13 protein-coding genes and 5 pseudogenes are annotated in these 19264 nt (G+C 34.3%); 3 read left to right on the top strand and 15 right to left on the bottom strand.

What is annotated here, in order from left to right; all coding sequences use genetic code 11:
• Nucleotides 1–205: 205 nt before the first annotated feature.
• The 6 genes and pseudogenes from ACZZ95_RS16480 to ACZZ95_RS16455 all read right to left on the bottom strand — a co-directional run bounded on the left by ACZZ95_RS16480 (nt 206) and on the right by ACZZ95_RS16455 (nt 6337).
• Nucleotides 206–1258 (bottom strand): NAD(P)-dependent alcohol dehydrogenase, encoded by a 1053-nt coding sequence (locus ACZZ95_RS16480; RefSeq protein WP_463469838.1) that lies wholly within the window; start codon nt 1256–1258, stop codon nt 206–208.
• Nucleotides 1259–1354: 96 nt separating this feature from the next.
• On the bottom strand, nt 1355–1759 hold the full coding sequence (locus tag ACZZ95_RS16475) for a cupin domain-containing protein (RefSeq protein WP_095951536.1): 405 nt from the start codon (nt 1757–1759) through the stop codon (nt 1355–1357).
• Nucleotides 1760–1785: 26 nt separating this feature from the next.
• Complete coding sequence (locus tag ACZZ95_RS16470; protein WP_463469837.1) at nt 1786–2202, bottom strand: (R)-mandelonitrile lyase; 417 nt, start codon at nt 2200–2202, stop codon at nt 1786–1788.
• A gap of 192 nt (nt 2203–2394) precedes the next feature.
• Nucleotides 2395–3266 (bottom strand): annotated as a pseudogene (locus ACZZ95_RS16465) (helix-turn-helix domain-containing protein).
• A gap of 247 nt (nt 3267–3513) precedes the next feature.
• Nucleotides 3514–5694, bottom strand: coding sequence for a glycoside hydrolase family 2 TIM barrel-domain containing protein (locus tag ACZZ95_RS16460; protein WP_463469836.1), 2181 nt, complete (start codon nt 5692–5694; stop codon nt 3514–3516).
• Complete coding sequence (locus tag ACZZ95_RS16455) at nt 5657–6337, bottom strand: sugar-binding domain-containing protein (protein WP_463469835.1); 681 nt, start codon at nt 6335–6337, stop codon at nt 5657–5659. Before ACZZ95_RS16455 ends, ACZZ95_RS16460 begins: the two co-directional genes overlap by 38 nt.
• Before the next feature lie 203 nt (nt 6338–6540).
• On the opposite strand from ACZZ95_RS16455, the gene ACZZ95_RS16450 reads away from it, so the two are divergent.
• A complete protein-coding gene (locus tag ACZZ95_RS16450) occupies nt 6541–6924 on the top strand; it encodes a hypothetical protein (RefSeq protein WP_095951540.1) in 384 nt (127 codons plus the stop codon).
• Between the two features lie 535 nt (nt 6925–7459).
• Here ACZZ95_RS16450 and ACZZ95_RS16445 read toward each other — a convergent pair.
• Nucleotides 7460–7864: a lysozyme inhibitor LprI family protein gene (locus ACZZ95_RS16445; RefSeq protein WP_463469834.1), complete on the bottom strand. Its 405-nt coding sequence runs from the start codon at nt 7862–7864 to the stop codon at nt 7460–7462.
• A 129-nt stretch (nt 7865–7993) separates the two neighbouring features.
• Nucleotides 7994–8482, bottom strand: a complete 489-nt coding sequence (locus tag ACZZ95_RS16440; RefSeq protein WP_463469833.1) for a TlpA family protein disulfide reductase — start codon at nt 8480–8482, stop codon at nt 7994–7996.
• Between the two features lie 289 nt (nt 8483–8771).
• Here ACZZ95_RS16440 and ACZZ95_RS16435 point away from each other — a divergent pair.
• Nucleotides 8772–9075 (top strand): annotated as a pseudogene (locus ACZZ95_RS16435) (ArsR/SmtB family transcription factor).
• Nucleotides 9076–9081: 6 nt separating this feature from the next.
• A pseudogene (locus tag ACZZ95_RS16430) lies at nt 9082–10190 on the top strand (NADH:flavin oxidoreductase).
• Between the two features lie 940 nt (nt 10191–11130).
• Here ACZZ95_RS16430 and ACZZ95_RS16425 read toward each other — a convergent pair.
• From ACZZ95_RS16425 to ACZZ95_RS16395, 7 genes and pseudogenes are all read right to left on the bottom strand, one after another.
• A pseudogene (locus ACZZ95_RS16425) lies at nt 11131–12259 on the bottom strand (acyltransferase family protein).
• A gap of 252 nt (nt 12260–12511) precedes the next feature.
• Nucleotides 12512–14729, bottom strand: a pseudogene (locus ACZZ95_RS16420) (glycoside hydrolase family 3 C-terminal domain-containing protein).
• A 257-nt stretch (nt 14730–14986) separates the two neighbouring features.
• On the bottom strand, nt 14987–15286 hold the full coding sequence (locus tag ACZZ95_RS16415) for a DUF6377 domain-containing protein (RefSeq protein ID WP_463471699.1): 300 nt from the start codon (nt 15284–15286) through the stop codon (nt 14987–14989).
• Nucleotides 15287–15299: 13 nt separating this feature from the next.
• Entirely contained in the window at nt 15300–16586 is a 1287-nt protein-coding gene (locus ACZZ95_RS16410; RefSeq protein WP_463469832.1) for a DUF6377 domain-containing protein, read from the bottom strand.
• Between the two features lie 238 nt (nt 16587–16824).
• Entirely contained in the window at nt 16825–17193 is a 369-nt protein-coding gene (locus tag ACZZ95_RS16405) for an acyl-CoA dehydrogenase (RefSeq protein WP_463471698.1), read from the bottom strand.
• Entirely contained in the window at nt 17189–18181 is a 993-nt protein-coding gene (locus tag ACZZ95_RS16400; protein ID WP_463469831.1) for an acyl-CoA dehydrogenase family protein, read from the bottom strand. The genes ACZZ95_RS16405 and ACZZ95_RS16400 overlap by 5 nt, the downstream gene beginning before the upstream one ends.
• A complete protein-coding gene (locus tag ACZZ95_RS16395) occupies nt 18105–19085 on the bottom strand; it encodes an acyl-CoA dehydrogenase family protein (protein WP_463469830.1) in 981 nt (326 codons plus the stop codon). The genes ACZZ95_RS16400 and ACZZ95_RS16395 overlap by 77 nt, the downstream gene beginning before the upstream one ends.
• Nucleotides 19086–19264 lie beyond the last annotated feature (179 nt).

Genomic DNA, 19264 nt, shown 5'->3' with positions numbered 1-19264 from the left:
TTAAGAAACCCCTCAAGAGTTGAATTGCTTGAGGGGTTTTATTTTTTTCTTTTGAGTTGCAAAGGTTCAGAGGAACAAAGGGACAAAGATTTTGATAATCTTTGTCCCTTTTTTTAAGTTTCGAATTTCGCAAAATTTTAAACTTGTCTCTTTAAACCTTTTCAACTTTGAGCCTTTGTACCTCTGTACCTTTGTACCTTTACCCCTACTTCAAAGAACCCATATCAATCACAAAACGATATTTGATATCTCCTTTTAGTAATCTTTCGTAAGCATTATTTACCTCATCTACACCGATAATTTCGATGTCTGCTGTGATATTATGTTCTGCACAGAAATCTAACATTTCCTGAGTTTCTGCGATTCCTCCAATATTTGAACCTGAGAAACTTCTTCTTCCCATTAAAAGACTAAATGAAGTTACAGGAAGCGGTTCCATTGGAGCACCAACTAGTGTAAGGGTTCCATCTACTTTAAGTAAATTTAAATAGGCATCGATATCATGTTCTGCCGATACACAGTCTAAAATAAAGTTCAAGCTTTTGGCATATTTAGCCATTTGTTCTGGATCTGTAGATAAAACTACTTCGTCTGCTCCTAAACGTTTTGCATCTTCTGTTTTAGATAATGAAGTGGTAAAAACTACAACATGAGCGCCCATAGCTTTTGCTAATTTGATTCCCATGTGACCTAAACCGCCAATTCCCACAACTCCAACTTTTTGACCAGGACCAACTTTCCAGTGCTTTAACGGAGAATAAGTCGTGATTCCTGCACACAGTAAAGGTGCAACTCCAGCAAGATCCAATTTATCTGAAATATGCAATACATAATTTTCATCTACAACAATACTTTGAGAGTAACCTCCAAAAGTTTGTCCGCCCAAATAAACGTCAGGTGAATTGAACGTCAATGTATTTCCTGGCTCGCAAAATTGCTCTAAACCTTCTTTACAATGCTCACATTCTCTGCAAGAATCAACCATACAGCCTACTCCTGCCAATTGTCCTATTTTAAAGTTTTTTACGTGATCACCCACTTTTACAACTCTTCCAACGATTTCATGCCCAGGAACAATTGGATAAATCGTTCCGTGCCATTCGTTTCTAGCAGAATGCAAATCTGAATGACAGATACCGCAATATAAAATCTCAATTTCTACATCATGTGCTTGTACCGCTCTACGCTTAATATCTAAGGTTTGCAATGGTGCTTCGGCGACTTCGGTACCAAAGGCTTTTATACTTTTTGTTTCCATATTTTAGATTTTTGTTTTTTTTGTTTCAGGTTTCAAGTTTCAGGTTCAAAAACTTACTCCCGAAGCTTCGGGATAGCATCTTAGAACCTTAGAATCTTAGTAGCTTAAAAGAAAATACTCTCCATCGGTTACTGGTTCCAGCCAGGTTCCGTGGCCTTTATCTATTTCTGTGATAATGGCAACGTAAGAGAATTTTTCAAATGGAGTTGCTCCGTACCAATGTTCTACTCCCGGTAAAATGGTAACTACTTCATCTTTATGAAGCATTCGAACTGCGCTTCCTCTTTCTTGGTAATATCCTACTCCTTCTTTTGCAATCAGCATATGCAGACCTGCGTTACTATGCCAATTACTTCTTGCGCAGGCTTCAAAAGTAACTTCCTTAATTACAGTGTTTTCAGGATGAATATCACTGCTCTGTTTTTTATAGGAAACGTCACCCGTCATATATGTGCTAGGGACTTTTCCTTCTTCGATAACGGCTGAATAATTTGTTGACATAAATTTACTTATTTTTTGAGTTCGATTTAATTAAAACTGTGGTATTCTTCATCAGTTACTGGTTCCAGCCAGTCTACAATTCCTTTTTCTGTATTGGTACTGATGGCGATATGTTTAAATTCACTTTCAGGCGAAGCGCCGTGCCAGTGTTTGATTTCAGGTTGAATGTTGACCACATCTCCAACCTGCAGTAACTGAATTGGTTTTCCTATTTCCTGATAATATCCCGTTCCGTGGGTTACAATTAGAATTTGTCCGCCGGGATGTGTGTGCCAATTGTTTCTGGCGCCGGCTTCAAAAACAACATTTCCGACAGCAGTGTTTAAAACGGGATCATTTGGAACAAGCATTTTAACCCAGGCTTTTCCTGTAAAGTATTCTGATGGCGCTAAATCTCCGTTTGGAAAAATGGCATTATTATATTCATTGTCTGATGTTTTCATAAATTTTTCGTTTTGGAATTATCAGGATCAGAAAACTAAATTGGAGAAAGCTAGAAGTCGCTTTATGAAGTATTATTTAGTCTGTTAAAAACTGATAAAAGATTAATACTGTAATTTCAAGGGCAAAATTAGGCTAACTATGTTTCTTAAAAATAACAATATTCAAACAAAAAATTATGAAATTGAAACAATTTACATTCGAAGTGATTTTGGAACTGTTCCTGTAAGTCTCTTAAAATAGTTATTAAAATAACTCGGATATTCAAATCCAAGCGAATAACCAATGTCTGAAATACTCCAGTCCGTATGCTTTGCAATAAAGCTTTGGCTTCGCCAATAATTCGCTCTGTAATATGTGCGGTTGTTGGTTTTCCTGTCACTTCTTTTACCGAACGATTTAAATGATTAACATGCACGGCAAGACTTTGCGCATAATCCTGCGGCGTTTTTAATGCTAAGGGTTCGTTTTTGGTTTCTATTGGAAATTGTCTTTCTAATAATTCTAAGAATAAAGACGTAATTCTCGAAGATGCATTTTTATGTTTGAAGAAATTCTCAGAAGGTCGCATTTTCATCGATTCGTGAATAATCAAATTGACGTAACTGCGCATTAAGTCGTCTTTAAAAACATAATCGGTTTCGTATTCTTTGATCATTTTTTGAAACAAGGAATCTATAAAAACCTTTTGTTCAGCATTTAAAGAAAAAATAGGTGTTCCTCCAATTTTAAACAAAGGCGATTCATGTAAGGTTTCTGAACGGTCTTTTGCTCTTAGAAATTCTTCTGTAAAAACACAGGCATATCCTTCGTAACTCTCTGAAACAGTTTCCCAAGAATACGGAATAATCGGATTACCAAAAAACAGAATTGTTCCGTCGGTTTCTATTCCGCGGTCGGCATACTGTATAACGCTTTTGCTGGTATTAATGCAGATTTTATAAAAATCTCTGCGACTGTAAACGGGAATTTTACTTTGATCTCCATTTATCTGATATACCTTAAAACCTTTCAGCTTTAAATCTGAAGTAAAATCGCAATTCTGGGTTTCTGTCTGATTATTCATTTTGCAAAGTTATGAAAATCAAACAATATTATTTTGTTTTTTGTTTTAGGTTTCAGGTTTGAGGTTTAACCGCAAAGGCACTAAGGTTTACGCTAAGTTCGCTAAGTTTTTTTAAAGCTCGCTGAAATAATCGCGCAAAGTCGCTAAGACGCAAAGTTTTTATTTTCTTTGCTCGCAGATTTTGCAGATTCAGGAGATTTCTATAAATTTTTAAGAATCAGCTCAATCTGCAAAATCTGCGAGAGAATTATTTTACACTCAAACTTACTGCTCGTAAATCTTTCGCGGAAGCGGATAAAATAACTTCTTTGGCATTTTCCTCTTTTTGGATAATGATTTGGGCATAGCCGTTAAAAAGTTTTCTTTTATAAGGTTCTGCGGGAATTATTACTTGAATAATTCCTGGATCTGTATTCATAACATCCCAATCTTTTATTTTTTGTAATGGAGTTGCCGCAATATGAATGGTGTTTTTTCCTTCTTTCAAAATAGCTGTATTCAAAATATATTTTTGAGGATCTTGTGAACTTGGTTCTACTTTATTTCCATTAATAAAAACTACTGTTTCTACTCCTATCTTCTTATAAAAGAAACTCACCACATTTGTAGAAGCGTTATTTTTCAATTCAAATTCTCCTTTATAAATATACGAAGGAGCTTGTTTTTTATAATCGCGATCTTTAAAGGCTTCTGCCCATTTACTTTCAGTATAGATTGGTAGTTTCTCTGGTAAAGATGCAGTTGTTTCTTTTTGTTCCATAAAATTACTGATAGCAGTTAGCGAGATGTTATCAATAAACTGATCGTTTTCTAACGAAGTCGGATCGCCATTTCCTACGCCTAAAATTTTTCCGCCTTTAACTGAAAAAGCAATTTCGTCGTTTGCAGTTGGAACATGTAAACCGTTTTTATCAGTAATCTCAACGGTTACCACCGAAACATCCCCTTTCAAAACATTTTCTTTATCTAATGATAATTTTACATTTACTGCTTTTCCATTGGTTTTCTGAACTTCGGTTAAAACTTTTTTTCCATTTTTATAACCAATGGCCTCTAAAGTTCCCGGCGCATAATTTACCTTCCATTCTAAATGTCCGTTTTGTTCCATTTTCTTTTTGCCAAGACTTTTTTTGTTTAGAAAAAGCTCCACTTCATCACAATTCGAATACGCCCAAACGTCAATTTCCTTGCCTTCCATTCCGCTCCAATTCCAATGTGGTAATAAATGTAAAACAGGCTCTTTTCCCCACCATGATTTCAGGTAAAAAACATTGTCTTTCGGGAAACCGCAAACATCCATCATTCCAAAATACGATGTTACCGATGGCCATCCATAAGGTGTTGGTTCTCCGCGATAATCAAAACCTGTCCAAAAAAATACTCCAGCTAAATAAGGTCTTTCGGCATAAAATTTCCACCCTTCTTCAATTGTATAAAAAGTGGGGCGCGGCTTTTTGTCGTAAGCACTTTGGTAATGTTTGGCGTCATCTGTAAAATAAATACCGCGGGTTGCAAAAGTCGAACCTTCCTCTGTTCCCATTCCCGGCTGTTGCTTAAACTGATTTCTATGCGCATCAATATCGCCGTTTCCGAGATAATTGTAGCCCATAATTTCAACTACAGAAGATATACCGCTTTTAAAACCACTGCTGATTCCTACTGTTACAGGTCTTGTATCATCAATGCTTTTGGCAAAATCCTGCATTACATTTGTTATACGTTCGCCAGCAATTCCGCCTTCGATATTCCATTCTTCATTTCCAACCGACCAGCAGATAATGCTCGGATGGTTGCGGTCACGCTCGATCATTCGTTTTAAATCATTCAAATGATAATCGTTAATTCCCATTAAACGCGTTTCATCAATTACCAGCATTCCTAATTCATCACAAGCTTTCAGCAATTCTGGTGTCGGCGGATGGTGCGAACAGCGATATGCATTCGAACCCATTTCTTTCAGTTTTTTAATTCTATAGTACTGAATTTCATCTGGAAGTGCCGTTCCAATTCCTGCATGATCTTGGTGATTATTTGTTCCTTTTAATTTCAAAGGCTTCCCATTTAAGAAAAAACCATTCTCCGCATTAAACTCAATAGTCCTAATTCCGAATGGCATTTCATAACGATCAATAGTATTTCCGTTCTGCTTAATTTCAGTTACTAAACGATATAAGTTTGGTGCATCAACACTCCATAAAAGCGGTTCTTTGACATATAATTTGGAGCTGTAAGCTGTTTTTTTATAAAATTCTGGAGCCAGTGTATTTTCAGTACTATTTGCAATCTGTTTATTTTTAGCATCAAAAATGGTCTGGATAATTTCGATAGAACCTTTGTAATTTCCCTTATTTTCGATAGTAACATCGGCAGTAACTGATGCATCATTGTTTTTAAGTTCTGTAGTCACGTAAGTTCCATTTGCGAGCAATATGAATCGGATTTGTTTTCTGCAGATAAACATGTCTGTAAATGCCGGCTCCTTCATAAAACCATCCTTCTTCCATTGAAGCATCGGCGCGGACAACAATTGTATTTTCGCCTCCATAATTGACATAAGCCGTTACATCATATTCAAAACCATTATAACCGCTTTGCTCAGTTCCTAAATAAAATCCGTTAAAAAACACTTTTGAATTTCTAAAAACGCCGTCGAATTTTAATGAAATGGTTCTTCCAAGATCGCTTTCGGGAATATTTATTTTTTTTCTATACCAGCCAATGCTTTTTTCAGGGAAGTTTTTACCAGTTGCTTTAAATCCGTGACTGAAACTGGCGCTTTCGCTAAAGGATTGTTCTACTGCCCAGTCGTGTGGCAAATCTAATTTTCTCCAAGCGCGATCATCGAAGTCTTTTGCGGCGGGTCCATCTCCAAATCCCGTTTTAGTTAAATAGGAAAAATAACCTTCTGCATGTCCGAAATCTTTTTTGGTATCATACAAATGACCAAATGAAAACCTCCAGTCCTTATCAATTAAAATTAATTCTCTGGCTGTTTTATTTTGTGCCAGGGCATTAATTGAAAATAATAGAAAAATGTACAAAATAATTTTTTGCGGAGAGGTAGTTTTCATAAATGTGGTCGTTAGTAAAGTTCAATAATGATAAAAATAGTGCTTTTAGAGAAAACACATTAATAGTATTTTATCAAAACATACACAATAAGCTTCTAAAAATAGTGTTTAAAAATTTAGAATCATTCTATTGGCTATACTTTTCGAAATGATTTTGATTTGATGTAATTTTATGTAGAAATTTAAAAAAAACAGAGAATACTATGAGTGTTATAAAAGATGAAAATAAACTTATTAGCACCATTAAACGCGTTGATCAAAAAATTGACAAGCTTAATGATCAAAAGATCATTGCCTTTATGGAAGCTTTAGGTTTAACCGAAAGAGCTGATGTGCCGAAAAATTTTCTAGAATGGGAAACGATTCTTGTCGTTGTACCTGACCGCCATATATCGCATCAATTAAAATATTATAAGTATTCTATTGCAAGACTTTCGTTTGTTACGAATCCGAATGCGAAAGAAATTCATATTTTTGATTTTAAGGAATGGCAGAATTTTAGCCGTAACAAAACACAATTTCAGATTAGGGAATTATTAAAAAGTAATTTTGGAGGGGTCAGAAATCTTGAAGACAGACTGAATTGATTTTAAGGTTTAATTTCAAAAATACTGATAAATTTCCTTCCAATTTTTTCCTTTTCCTTTCTTCTTTCCATCTGGAATAGAAGGCCATAAAAAGTAAAAATAAATTAACGATTGTAGACGCGCGTCTGAGTCCTTTTGCAAAAAAAAAGAAAAAAGATATTAATGGCCAGTATCAGAACTATTGGAGCAAATTTCACCCAAGCGGCTTGGAATTTGCTAATTGGTTCTACACTATAATTTACTTTAAGTCTATTATTAACATCCTCGTAGTTCCCCCTTACAAGAAAAACTGCCGTGGACTTTGCCGAATTTATAGTTAAACTGAAACTTTTATCATCAAAAAATCCATAAAAGGGCTTTATTGGTCCTGATAAAGGAAATATTCTTGACTGTCCTACAAGTACTTTTGGAGAACCAAGTTCTGTACTGTTTTTTAATCTGAATCGGAATTCATCGATGCTTAATTTTGATTCCATTAATTCCGAATTTGAAATTTGATTTGCAAACCTTTATGTTTGTAGCTTAAAATATTCTTTTAGATTTTCCGAATAAGTTCTTTTACTCGAGCAAAAACATAATTGGCTTCTTCGTCATAAATAACCATATCAAAATCTCTGCTTCCTTCGGTAAAAATGCCCTGTTTTTTGGTATCAGCATATATTTGCTGAAAATATTGGTCGCGCTTTTTAAGCCACTCCAACTGCTCTTTTTTCAATTTAGCCTGCTCTTTTGGACTTATTTTAGTTTTTAAATTCTTATAAACGACATTTAGCAAACTATCCGATTGGTTGTAATATGCATGAGAACAATTACTCATAGCGTTCCCTTTATCTAAACATTTTTGATAGTCCAATTTTAATTTTGAAACTGTTTCTAGTGTCTGTGAATTAGATTTCATCGAAATCAAAATAAACGATAATAAAAGTGCTTTTTGAATCATATTTTTTTGTTTCAGGTTTCAGGTTTTTTCTTGTTTCAGGTTTCAGGTTTTTTCTTGTTTCATGTTTCAGGTTTCATGATTGCGTTTAAACTATTTGCATAGAGAACTTGAAACCTGAAACAACTCAATTTATTCCACAATACTTTTTACCATATCTTCTAATGCTTTTCCGTGGATATTTTTGGCTACGATAATTCCGTTTTTATCTACTAAAAAATTCAAAGGAACAGACTGTAACATATAATCACCAACAACTGGAGATGTCCAATATTTAAGGTCGCTTACTTGCGTCCAAGGTAGTTTCCCTTTTGCAATTGTCGCCAGCCAAAGCGGTTTTTTGGTGTCCATAGAAACACTGTAGATTGAGAATTTGCCAGTGTAAGCATTATGTAATTTTAATAATGCAGGCTGTTCTTTAATACAAGGTCCGCACCATGAAGCCCAAAAATCTACTAATACCAATTCTCCTCTAAAAGAAGAAAGTACGACATTATTTCCTTTTGTATCCGGAAGATCAATTTCTGGAGCAATATCACCAATATCAGTTCCTACAACCTGGGCGTTTGAATTGGTTAATATACAACACAAAAATCCTAAAATGAGTAAAGTTTTTTTCATAGTTTGATTAAGTTTTATTTGTTTGTTGGGGCATTTTATCAATTTGTTTTGTCATTCTGAGGGACAAAGAATCACACTAGAAATTCCACAAAGTAATTCTTAAATATTTGACGATTTCCTTACGTAATATTTCGTTTCTAAGGATAATAAGATTGTCTATTAGAATTCACATAAAAGCAAATATAATTTTTCTTTCTTAAATCTTCAAACTTAGCTCCTCTCATCATAAAATTATCCTAAATATTTTTTACTTAATTGGTATATCGGGAAAAGTCGATATATTTGCACCATGGAAAATATAGAAATCTTTAAAGCATTATCTAATAAGTCCAGATTGCAAATGCTTGAATGGCTGAAAGAACCAGAAATCAACTTTCCTGATCAATTGCGAGCATGCTGGATTTGAGCACGGAGTCTGCGTTGGGCAGATTCAAGCTAAGGCTGGTTTAACGCAATCTACAGTTTCAGAATATCTGTCTATTTTACAACGTGCCGGTTTTATAGAATCGAAACGCGTTGGACAATGGACTTACTATAAACGCAACGAAGGTGCCTTTGAAGCACTCAGTAAATTAATTCAATCTAATTTGTAAATTACTATGAGTACAAACAACCTGTTTTCACCATTTAACTTAAAAACGTTAAATCTGAAAAACCGAATCGTAATGGCGCCAATGACGCGCTCTTTTTCTCCAAACGGAGTTCCAACTGATGAAGTAGTCGCTTACTACCAAAAAAGAGCTGAAGGCGAAGTTGGTTTAATATTATCTGAAGGAACTGTTATTGACAGACCTTCATCATCAAATGATGCTAACGTACCGCATTTTCACGGAGATCTAGCTTTAAACGGATGGAAAAAAGTTATAGATGAAGTTCACGGCGCGGGCGGACAAATGGGACCGCAGATATGGCACATGGGAATCATGGATAATCACCATTCTGGATGGGTACCGCCTGTTCCTTTTGAAGGTCCGTCTGGTTTAAACCGTCCTGATTTCAGAAATGGAGTTGCTATGTCTGAAAAAGATATTGAAGATACTATTCTGGCTTTTGGTAAAGTCTACTGCTGATGCTAAAAGATTAGGTTTTGATACTATCGAAATTCACGGTGCACACGGTTATTTGATAGACCAGTTCTTTAGAGCTGAAACGAATTTACGTGAAGATATTTATGGGGGAAAAACATTACCGGAACGTAACCGTTTTGCTATCGAAGTAGTAAAAGAAATTAGAAAACAAGTGGGAAATGATTTCGCTGTTATTATGCGTTTTTCTCAATTTAAACCTTCTGATTACAATTATAAACTAGCTAAAAATCCGCAGGAATTAGAAGCTTGGCTAACGCCTCTTGTAGATGCTGGTGTTGATATGATACACGCTTCGCGACTGCAGATTTTGGGAACCAGAATTTGAAGAATCTGATTTAAACTTTGCAGGATGGGCTAAAAAAGTAACTGGAGCGCCAACAATTACGGTTGGTTCTGTTGGACTTTCTGGAGATTTCTTTGGTGCTTTTGCCGGAGAAAGTTCACAGCCAACTTCTCTAGAAGAATTAAACAGACGTTTCGACAGAGGCGATTTTGATTTGGTTGCTGTTGGAAGACCTCTTTTATCTGATCCAAATTGGGTTGCTAAAATTAAAGCTGGAAAAACAGATCAATTGAAAGGTTTTAGTAAAGAAGCTTTGGGAGAATTGGTTTTGGAATAATAAAAAAAACTATACTGATATATCGTAGAGACGCACAGCAGTGCGCCTACATAAAGTATAATTTAGAATTTTAAAAGGGATGAAACATTATCACATTGTTTTCATCCCTTTTTTAATCATCAACATCAGATTCAAAAAAATATTTACATCAAATGGCTTAAATTCTAGACGGACATACTGTGTGTTAGATACACTGCAGTGCATCTCTACGATTATCAACGTGTGAAATATTATTGTGTGTTTATTTTTTTGGAGAATAATTTTAAAAACATATAAATAACCCCATCGTATATAGTAGAGACGCACAGCAGTGCGTCTACACAAAGTATATCGACAAAGAATAAATTAGAATTAAAAAAAGGATGAAACATTGTGATAATGTTTTATCATAAAAATCCATTTTATTATAATGATGATGTAAATTCTAGCCTGACATACTGTGTGTTAGATGCACTGCAGTGCATCTCTACGATTATCAACGTGTGAAATATTACTGTGTGTTTAATTTTTTGGAGAATAATTTTAAAAACATATAAATAACCCCATCGTATATCGTAGAGACGCACAGCAGTGCGTCTACGCAAAGAATATCCACAAAGAATAATAGTGGAATTTAAAATGGACAACTATAATTTTTAGAATGTTTCATCATAAAAATTCATTTTATTATAATGATGATATAAATTCTAGACGGACATACTGTGCGTAGATACACTGCAGTGCATCTCTACGATTATGAATGTCTATATTTCTAAATTTTAATTTCAATATCAAATTATAAAAATAAAGGGATGAAACAATAACGTTTCATCCCTTTATTTAATATCATAACTAACAAAATTAAGAGATTCAATATTTTTATTTGAGGTTCAAAGAGGCAAAGATTCAGAGAAACAAAGATTTTACCTTTGAACCTTTGTTTCTCTGAACCTTTGAACCTCTAAAGAGAAACTTTTCTTTTTTGAAATTTATTCTGCGACCAATTTCGAACTGGTTCGTCATATAATTTTAAACATACGAATGCCATAATAATGCTGGCGATTAAAACGCCGATTCCTTCGATATATCCGTCTTTCATCGAAACTTTATTATCGACTACCCAAGCTGTAAACCAATAAATTAACGGATAATGTGTAATGTATATTGGATATGAAATATCTCCCAAAAGTTTACATATTTTAAGTGAAAATTCATTTTTAATTTCTCCGCCTGCGCCAATAACGACGATAATTGGAAAAACTAAAATAATACAGAAAGATTCATACAAACCATTGATCCAAAGACTGTTTTCATCTCCAAATCTCGGTAACGCCAATACAATTGTGATTAAGATACTGCAAATCCAAAAAGCATTTTTTACATGTATCAGCTTTCCTAAACGACTCAATAAAACACCAGCAAAAAACGGGAATAACAATCGAGTAAACCCAACATTCATTTGTTCCCAATTCAACGACCATCCGCCGATTACATCTCCTTTTGGTCCAAAAACAGTATAATTAATTAACAGTCCGGCAAATATCAATACAAAAACTGACAGGACTTTATTCGAAAATTTACGAAAGATTAGGGCGTACAGGATATTGGCAATATATTCGAAAAAAAGTGACCAAGCCGGACCATTTAAAGGGTGCATTTCTCCCCATCCTCTAATTTCTAGAGAAGGCGGAATCGGTAATAATGTAAAACCTATTATCATGGTTAAAATAACTTTCCAAACGGCCATATCTCCAATCATTGGAAACAATATGTCAGATGCTTGGAAATAATAGAAAATGGCGCCAATGACCATTCCAATAATTACCATTGGTGCATGACCGAATTAATCTGCGTTTGTAAAATTCCCATTGTGTCATTTTTCCCCAGCGGTCGTCATAAGCATACGCTACAACAAATCCAGATAAGAGGAAAAAGAAATCAACTGCTAAATAGCCGTGATTGATAATTTGTACAAAACAGTTTCCTCCAGCAAAAGCTTCGAAAATATGAAAAGCTACTACTAGTATAGCAACAACACCACGCAGACCGTCTAGAATTTCGTAATGTTTTTTTGGTTTAATATCATTCATAATAATGGTTAATTATTAATTGTTAATGGTTAACTTTATAATTGATAATTAAGAAATATCAATCATTTATAAGTGGTTTTTAAGTCATTCTGCTTTTGGTTGATCTGGCAAGTATTTGATGGAGAAGTTTTCGATTTTGCCATCAATTTTTTTACTTATAGAGATCATATAACTAATATGCCACAAAAGCAAAGCCGCAAATTTTTACACTTGCGACTTTACAAACCAACCAATTTTTAGAAATAAAAAAACTTATTTAAGTGAGAAATTCACTTTAGATTTTATGTCAGTTGAAGATGCTCCAATAATTGCTTCAAAATCACCAGGTTCAGCAACCCAGTCATGTTTTTTATCATCGAAGAAACTTAAAGCTGTTTTATCAATTGTAAAAGTTATTGTTTTTTCTTCTCCCGCTTTAAGCGAAACTTTTTCAAAACCTTTTAACTCTTTAATCGGACGCACTAAAGAAGATTTAACATCTGTAATGTACAATTGCACCACTTCTGCTCCTTCTCTGCTTCCCGTATTTTTTACAGTAACCGAGAATGTAATTTGATCTCCAGCATTAATTTGTTTTTTATCTGATGTTACTTTTCCGTAAGCAAAAGTTGTGTAGCTTAATCCATGTCCAAAAGAGAATAATGGTTTAACTTTCTGTTTGTCAGCCCAACGGTATCCAACAAAAATTCCTTCGTTGTATTTTACTTCATCTCCGCCAGGAAATTCTCCTAAAGCGTGAGCTCCATTATCTGCTAATTTTACCGGGAAAGTAAACGATAATTTTCCAGACGGATTCACATCTCCAACTAAAACATTTGCCAAAGCATTTCCAGCCTCAGTTCCTAAAAACCATCCCTGTACAACTCCAGGAACTTCTTTAATCCAAGGCATTGCCACAGCGTTTCCAGAGATATTGACGAAAACAATGTTTTTATTTACTTTCGCTAATTCGCTGATTAATTTATCTTGACCATAAGGTAATCCTAATTGTTTACGATCGTGTCCTTCGTCATCTTGGTTTTCACTTTTATTTAAACCTCCGATAAAAAGAACAATATCAGCATCTTTAGCAATTTTTAAAGCCTCACCAGTTAACTCTGCCTGCGGGCGCTTTTCTTCTAAACTAACTTTAGCTATAACTCCATTATAATTGCTTGTCGGATCTCCAACATAACCTCTAGCATAAACAATTTCAGCTTGGTTTCCAATTCTTTTCTTTAAACCTTCAAGCGGTGTAATTTCGTATCTTGCTTTAAGTGAAGAACTTCCTCCCCCCACAGTCATCATTTTGATCGCATTTTCTCCAATTACAGCAATCTTTTTTGTTTTAGAAAGATTGATTGGCAGAATATTATTTGTGTTTTGTAATAATACAATTCCTTCTTCAGCGATTTTACGACCAGCTAAAGCATGTTCTTCTGTTCCAAAAGATCCAAAAGGACGATTTCTATCCATTGTAGTTAAGAAAGACAAACGAAGAATACGACGTACTTTTTCGTCTAATTCTTTTGTTCCAATTTCACCTTTTCTGATCATTTCAGAATATGGTTTTGCTAAATAATAGTTATCATAAGCATTGCTTGTTCCCCAAGAAAGTCCGTTTGTCCAAGAACCAAATTCCATATCCAAACCATTGTGGATTGCTTGTTTGGTATCGTTAACTCCACCCCAATCTGAAACTACAACTCCTTTGAAACCCCATTCTCCACGAAGAATATCATTCAATAAATATTCATTATGGCGAGCATTGCTGTCCTTTGTATTTGTTGTAAGATCCCATAATGGACCAAACGTCTCCTTCTTGAACCGCGACTTTAAAAGCTGGAAGATAAATTTCGTATAATGCACGGTCGTCAACAATTACGTTAACCGAATTACGATTGGTTTCTTGATTGTTTAAAGCGAAATGTTTTACGCAGGCGACAACACCATTCGATTGCACTCCTTTAATATAAGGAACAACCATTTTAGAAGCTAAAAACGGGTCTTCGCCCATATATTCGAAGTTACGACCGTTTAATGGACTTCTGTAGATGTTTACACCTGGACCTAATAATACGTTTTTGTTACGGAAACGTGCTTCTTCTCCAATTGATTTACCATATAAAGAGGCCAATTCTTTGTTCCATGTTGACGAAAGTGCCGTAAGGGCCGGGAAAGCAATACAAGAATCGTTTGTCCATCCTGCCTGATCCCATTCGTCCCATTTTACTTCTGTACGAATCCCGTGTGGTCCATCTGTCATCCAGTTTTCTGGAATTCCAAGACGTTGTACACCTGGAGAACTAAATTTAGACTGCGCATGAATCATGGCAATTTTCTCTTCAGTTGTCATTCTTTTAAGTGCATCTTCTACACGCTCATTAATTGGCTTTTTATCATCAAGATAAACGGGCACTTTGTTTTGGGCATTCGCACCCAAAGTACTTAGTAAAAGTAAAACAACAATTGTTTTAACGTTTTTAAACATAACAGTATTTATTAAAGCATTAGGTTTATAATATAAAAGTACGTTTTCGTAAAAAATACTTTTCTATTATATTGTAAAACTAAAACGTTATAGTACATGTTACATTTTTAGACACAAAAAAGTAGTGAATTAAAAATTTAAATAATTGATTTACAATAATATAATAAAAAATATACACTAAAAAAAGTAGTAGTTTTAAAATAAATATCTACACTTTCAATGATATTGAACCGATTTTCATAACCATTTCTTCGAAATCATTTCGCGAAACTGCGAGCTTTATTACGAGCTCGGGTTCTGTAGTTATAAATAGTACTTAAGGAGTAACGAAGAAATGCTGCGATTTTGACACTATCTGTAATTCCGAGTCTGATCAATGCAAAAATTCGAAGTTCGGTATTCAATAGTTCGTTTTGTTTAAGGACAATCTGCTCTTCTGGAATTAAAAGCGCATTGAAATCTTTTACGAATGTTGGATATAGGTTAAGAAAGATAATATCAAAATTCTTGTATAATTCTTCTAACTCGTTGTCAACTAAAGTGGTTGATTTTAAGATTTTGTAAATTTCATCAAACTGTTTTGCAGCTGACTTTTTTGTTTAGAATAATACGGTAATTTTCTAATTTGTTGATATAAGTAGAACAAAGATTGAAAAAATGAGCAATATATTCTTCTTTAACTAAATTAGATTCAGACAATTGCAGGTTACTTTCTTGCAACTGACTGTTTTTTTCGGTGATATCTTTGTTTAATTCGGCTAATTTTTGACTGGTTTCATATAGTTCTGTTCGAATTCTGGAAACCTTTTTCATTTGTTTATAAACGTAAACAATGGCGACCAATAAAAATAAAGAAAGCAGACTTATACAAAGTAAATAGATTTGTAAGTCACTTTTTCGCTGTGCTTCGCGTTCAAGATAGACCGTATTGATAATAGAATAAACTTCTGACATTAATAATGTCCTAAACTGAACATTACAATAAAGTGCATCTTCAATTGCCGATTGTGTCAATTTGTACGCCATATCGACATCGCCGATTTCATAAAAAACCAATGCTAATTCTTGCAGTGAGGCATTGTCTTTATTGGCATTTTTAATGTCGGAAGTTGCAGAAAGTGCGTAGTATTTTTTTCTTGATTCTAATTGATGCGTGGCTTCTGAAATTTTCCCCAGCAAATAAGTAACCATTGCATATTGCGGATTCTCTTCTTTTATTTTGTTCAATAAAGTCAGTAATTCCTTTTGGGATTTTTCATATTTTTTGTGAATGAAAATTTCCTGCTGAATTCTATTAATTTGATATTCTAATGTATTCGGGTTTAGAACACTTAAGAGCGAATCTCGATATTTTCCAATCTGCTTTCGATATTCTGGACTATAACTATTGGCGACATAATGTTCGAAAAATTCACGATAGGCAATGTAGTAATTGGGAAGTAAAGAAACTGCCAATTTGTTCTTATTTATACTTTTTAAAATAGCTTCAGATTCGCGGTATTTGCCGGAAGAAGAATAAAGCGTTACCAATTGCGACTGTGCTAAATTAAAAAGCTCTTTGCTTTCAAGCTGTTCAGCTATTTTTAAATTCTTTTTTACATATTGAATCGCTGAATCTGAGTTTAATTTCTGATATTCCAGATATAATGCTTTATTGTAATTATATTCTTGTTCGGGTGTCAGATTATCTGATTTTATTTTCTTGAAGTTCAGGATTCTCTCCTCTTTTATTTTTACATAATGCTGTTTATTTTTAATAGCATCATTTAGTTCTTTTAAAATAGCATCAGTTTTATCCAATGCAAAAACTGGAAGATTAATTATAGCAATTAAGAAAAATAAAAAATATCTTTTCAAGTCGAGTCAGTATAAAGGGAATTACAAATATAACAAAGTGAAAATAGAAAAAGTCATTTATTTAGCTAGGTAGAAAATGTACTGAAAAGAGGGTGTATTTTTACAATTGATATAAAATAAAAAATCGCATATATCAATTATGCATAAATAATTTTATTCCATCTTCCTTATTTGTGCAAAAATAAAAGCTTTGCCAAGGTTTAAAACTTTGACAAAGCCAGACTTATTTTTTTAAATATTAAATTGCAATTGGTGCGACCAGACAACTCTCTGGAATGTCAAATGCATTGACCAAAGCCACTGCATCTGGACGTATATCCCAGCAAAGCTGATTGACTATTTTACGAACGGCTTTCGTTTTTACCGCTTCCATGTATCCGTCTTCCAAATACCAAGCTTTATTTTTTTCAATTTGCGAAAGCGCATATAATTGATTTAGCTTCGTTAAAATAGCCTTAGATTCTGGATCTTCAATTTCTTTTATCGCAAGTTGAAACTGCTCTAAAACAACGCGTTCCAAATAAGCCTGCGCAACGTCTATCATTTGATGCTGTACGACATTAAATGCATCGTAAGCTTCTAAACCTCCGTCGACTAATTTTTTAATACGTCTTGCTCGCAGACGCTAGAATAGTTTTTTCTCTGTGTACAAAAGCCTGTAAATGAAATTCGCTGTCAAGCAAATGTTCATCATCTGTTCTGCGGGTTGCAATAGGATTTTTTTCTGTAAATGCCGTTTTAGCATTTTCATAAACATAATTTATGATTCCCAAAGAGCCTAATTCACCAAATGTTTTTCTAAATTCTGACAAACGATTTTTAGCCACCAGTCGCATCAAAACGGTATTATCACCTTCAAAAGTGGTGTAAATTTCGGTGTCATTTTTTAAAGCATCAATTCTGTTTTCAGATAAATAGCCTTTTCCACCGCAGGCTTCACGGCATTCTTGCAGAATATCTCTCGTGCTCCATGTTGAATACGATTTCATTCCAGCGGCAAGAGCTTCAATTTCCTGCATTTCAGCCTCCGTTTTATTTAAGAATCTGTTTGTTAGGTACTGAAGTGCAAAGTGAACGGCATATGTTTTAGCCAAAGGCGCGAGCAATCTGCGCTGGTGCATTCTGTAATTTAAAATCGGAACCTCAGATCCGCCTTCTGGTCCAAATTGTCTTCTTTGATCGCTGTAGCGAATGGCAATTGTCAATCCAGATTTAGCAGCTGCCAAAGCCGAACGCGGAATCCCGATTCTTCCTCCAACTAAAGTTCCTAACATCGTAAAAAACCTTCTATTATCACTTGGAATTGGACTTTCGAATTCTCCATTTTCATTTACCGATGCAAAACGATCCAGCATATTTTCTTTCGGAATCACAACATTATCAAAACTAATAGTACCGTTATCTACACCGTTTAATCCCATCTTATGACCGCAGTCACCAATTGTTACACCATTTATCACGTTTCCATTCGGGTCGCGCAATGGTACTACAAATGCATTTACACCATAATCATGATCATTAATAATCAGTTTTGCAAAAACAGTTGCCATTTGCCCATGAACTGCTTGCGTTACCGATATATTCCTTTTGGGCATTTTTATTTGGTGTATGAATGGTAAAAGTCTGCTCGCTATGATTGTATGTTGCTGTAGTTTCTAATCCTTTTACGTTTGATCCGTGATGTGTTTCGGTCATGGCAAAACATCCTGGAAGTTTTAGCGAACCAATATCTTGTAAATATTTAGCATAATGTTTTTCTGTTCCTAAAGACTGAACACTCATTCCCCAAAGTCCAAACTGAACTCCAAATTTTATTACCAAACTTAAATCGTGGTAACTCAGCGTTTCCATAATCGCAAAATAATCGGCTATATTTTCTCCGTCGCCATATCGTTTTGGATAAGCCATATTTCCGAGATTTTCATCGGCTAAAATTTTACACCATTTGTAAACCGTCTCTCTAAATACATTGATATCCGTAGAAGTTTCATAAGCAAATTCAGGTCTCGAAATAACCGATTTTACTTTTTCAATAATTGCGACTTCTTTTCCATCCAGAATTTTGGTAATTTTCTGAATATCAAAAGAGGCGTTGGTATGAGAATCTGCAGTAAAAGAACCAGCTTTCGTTTTGAAGTTTTGAAGTGCTTCTTCGCCTAAAATTCCTAAATCATTTTCTAATTTTATAAAATCAGATTCTATTGGCGATAAGTCTAATTCTGTTCCAGATAATGCATCTGCGATATCGAAAATCGATTTTATAGAAGATTTGTCCTGAATGCTTTTTTCAATATCCAATTTCCATTCTTTGAGTTCATTTCGCGAAGGCGGATTCGAAATATCTGCTTTAGAAAGCAAATATTGTTTTTCTTCGTCTGATAAAACAGTAAGCGAATTGATAAATTCATGCAGTGTAGCAAATTCTTTCTGTGTCAATAAATCATCTGACCACACTAAATAAAACAATGGAGTAAAGGCTTGAAGTTTGGTATTTTTCATATCAATATTAGGATTCGGTTTGTTTTTTATCTTTGCCCCGAATCACACAAATTCTCCACTAATTTTTATTTTAATATTGGAATTAAAAACTAAATATAATTCGTGAAATTTTTTGTAATTCGTGACAACCCTTTTTTTACGCTTTACTGCATAAAAAAACAGGAATGAAAAATAATCAT

The sequence above is a fragment of the Flavobacterium sp. AC267 genome (assembly GCF_979258715.1).
Note: the sequence above shows the minus strand (reverse complement) of the source record. Positions and strands in the feature narration are given on the sequence as shown.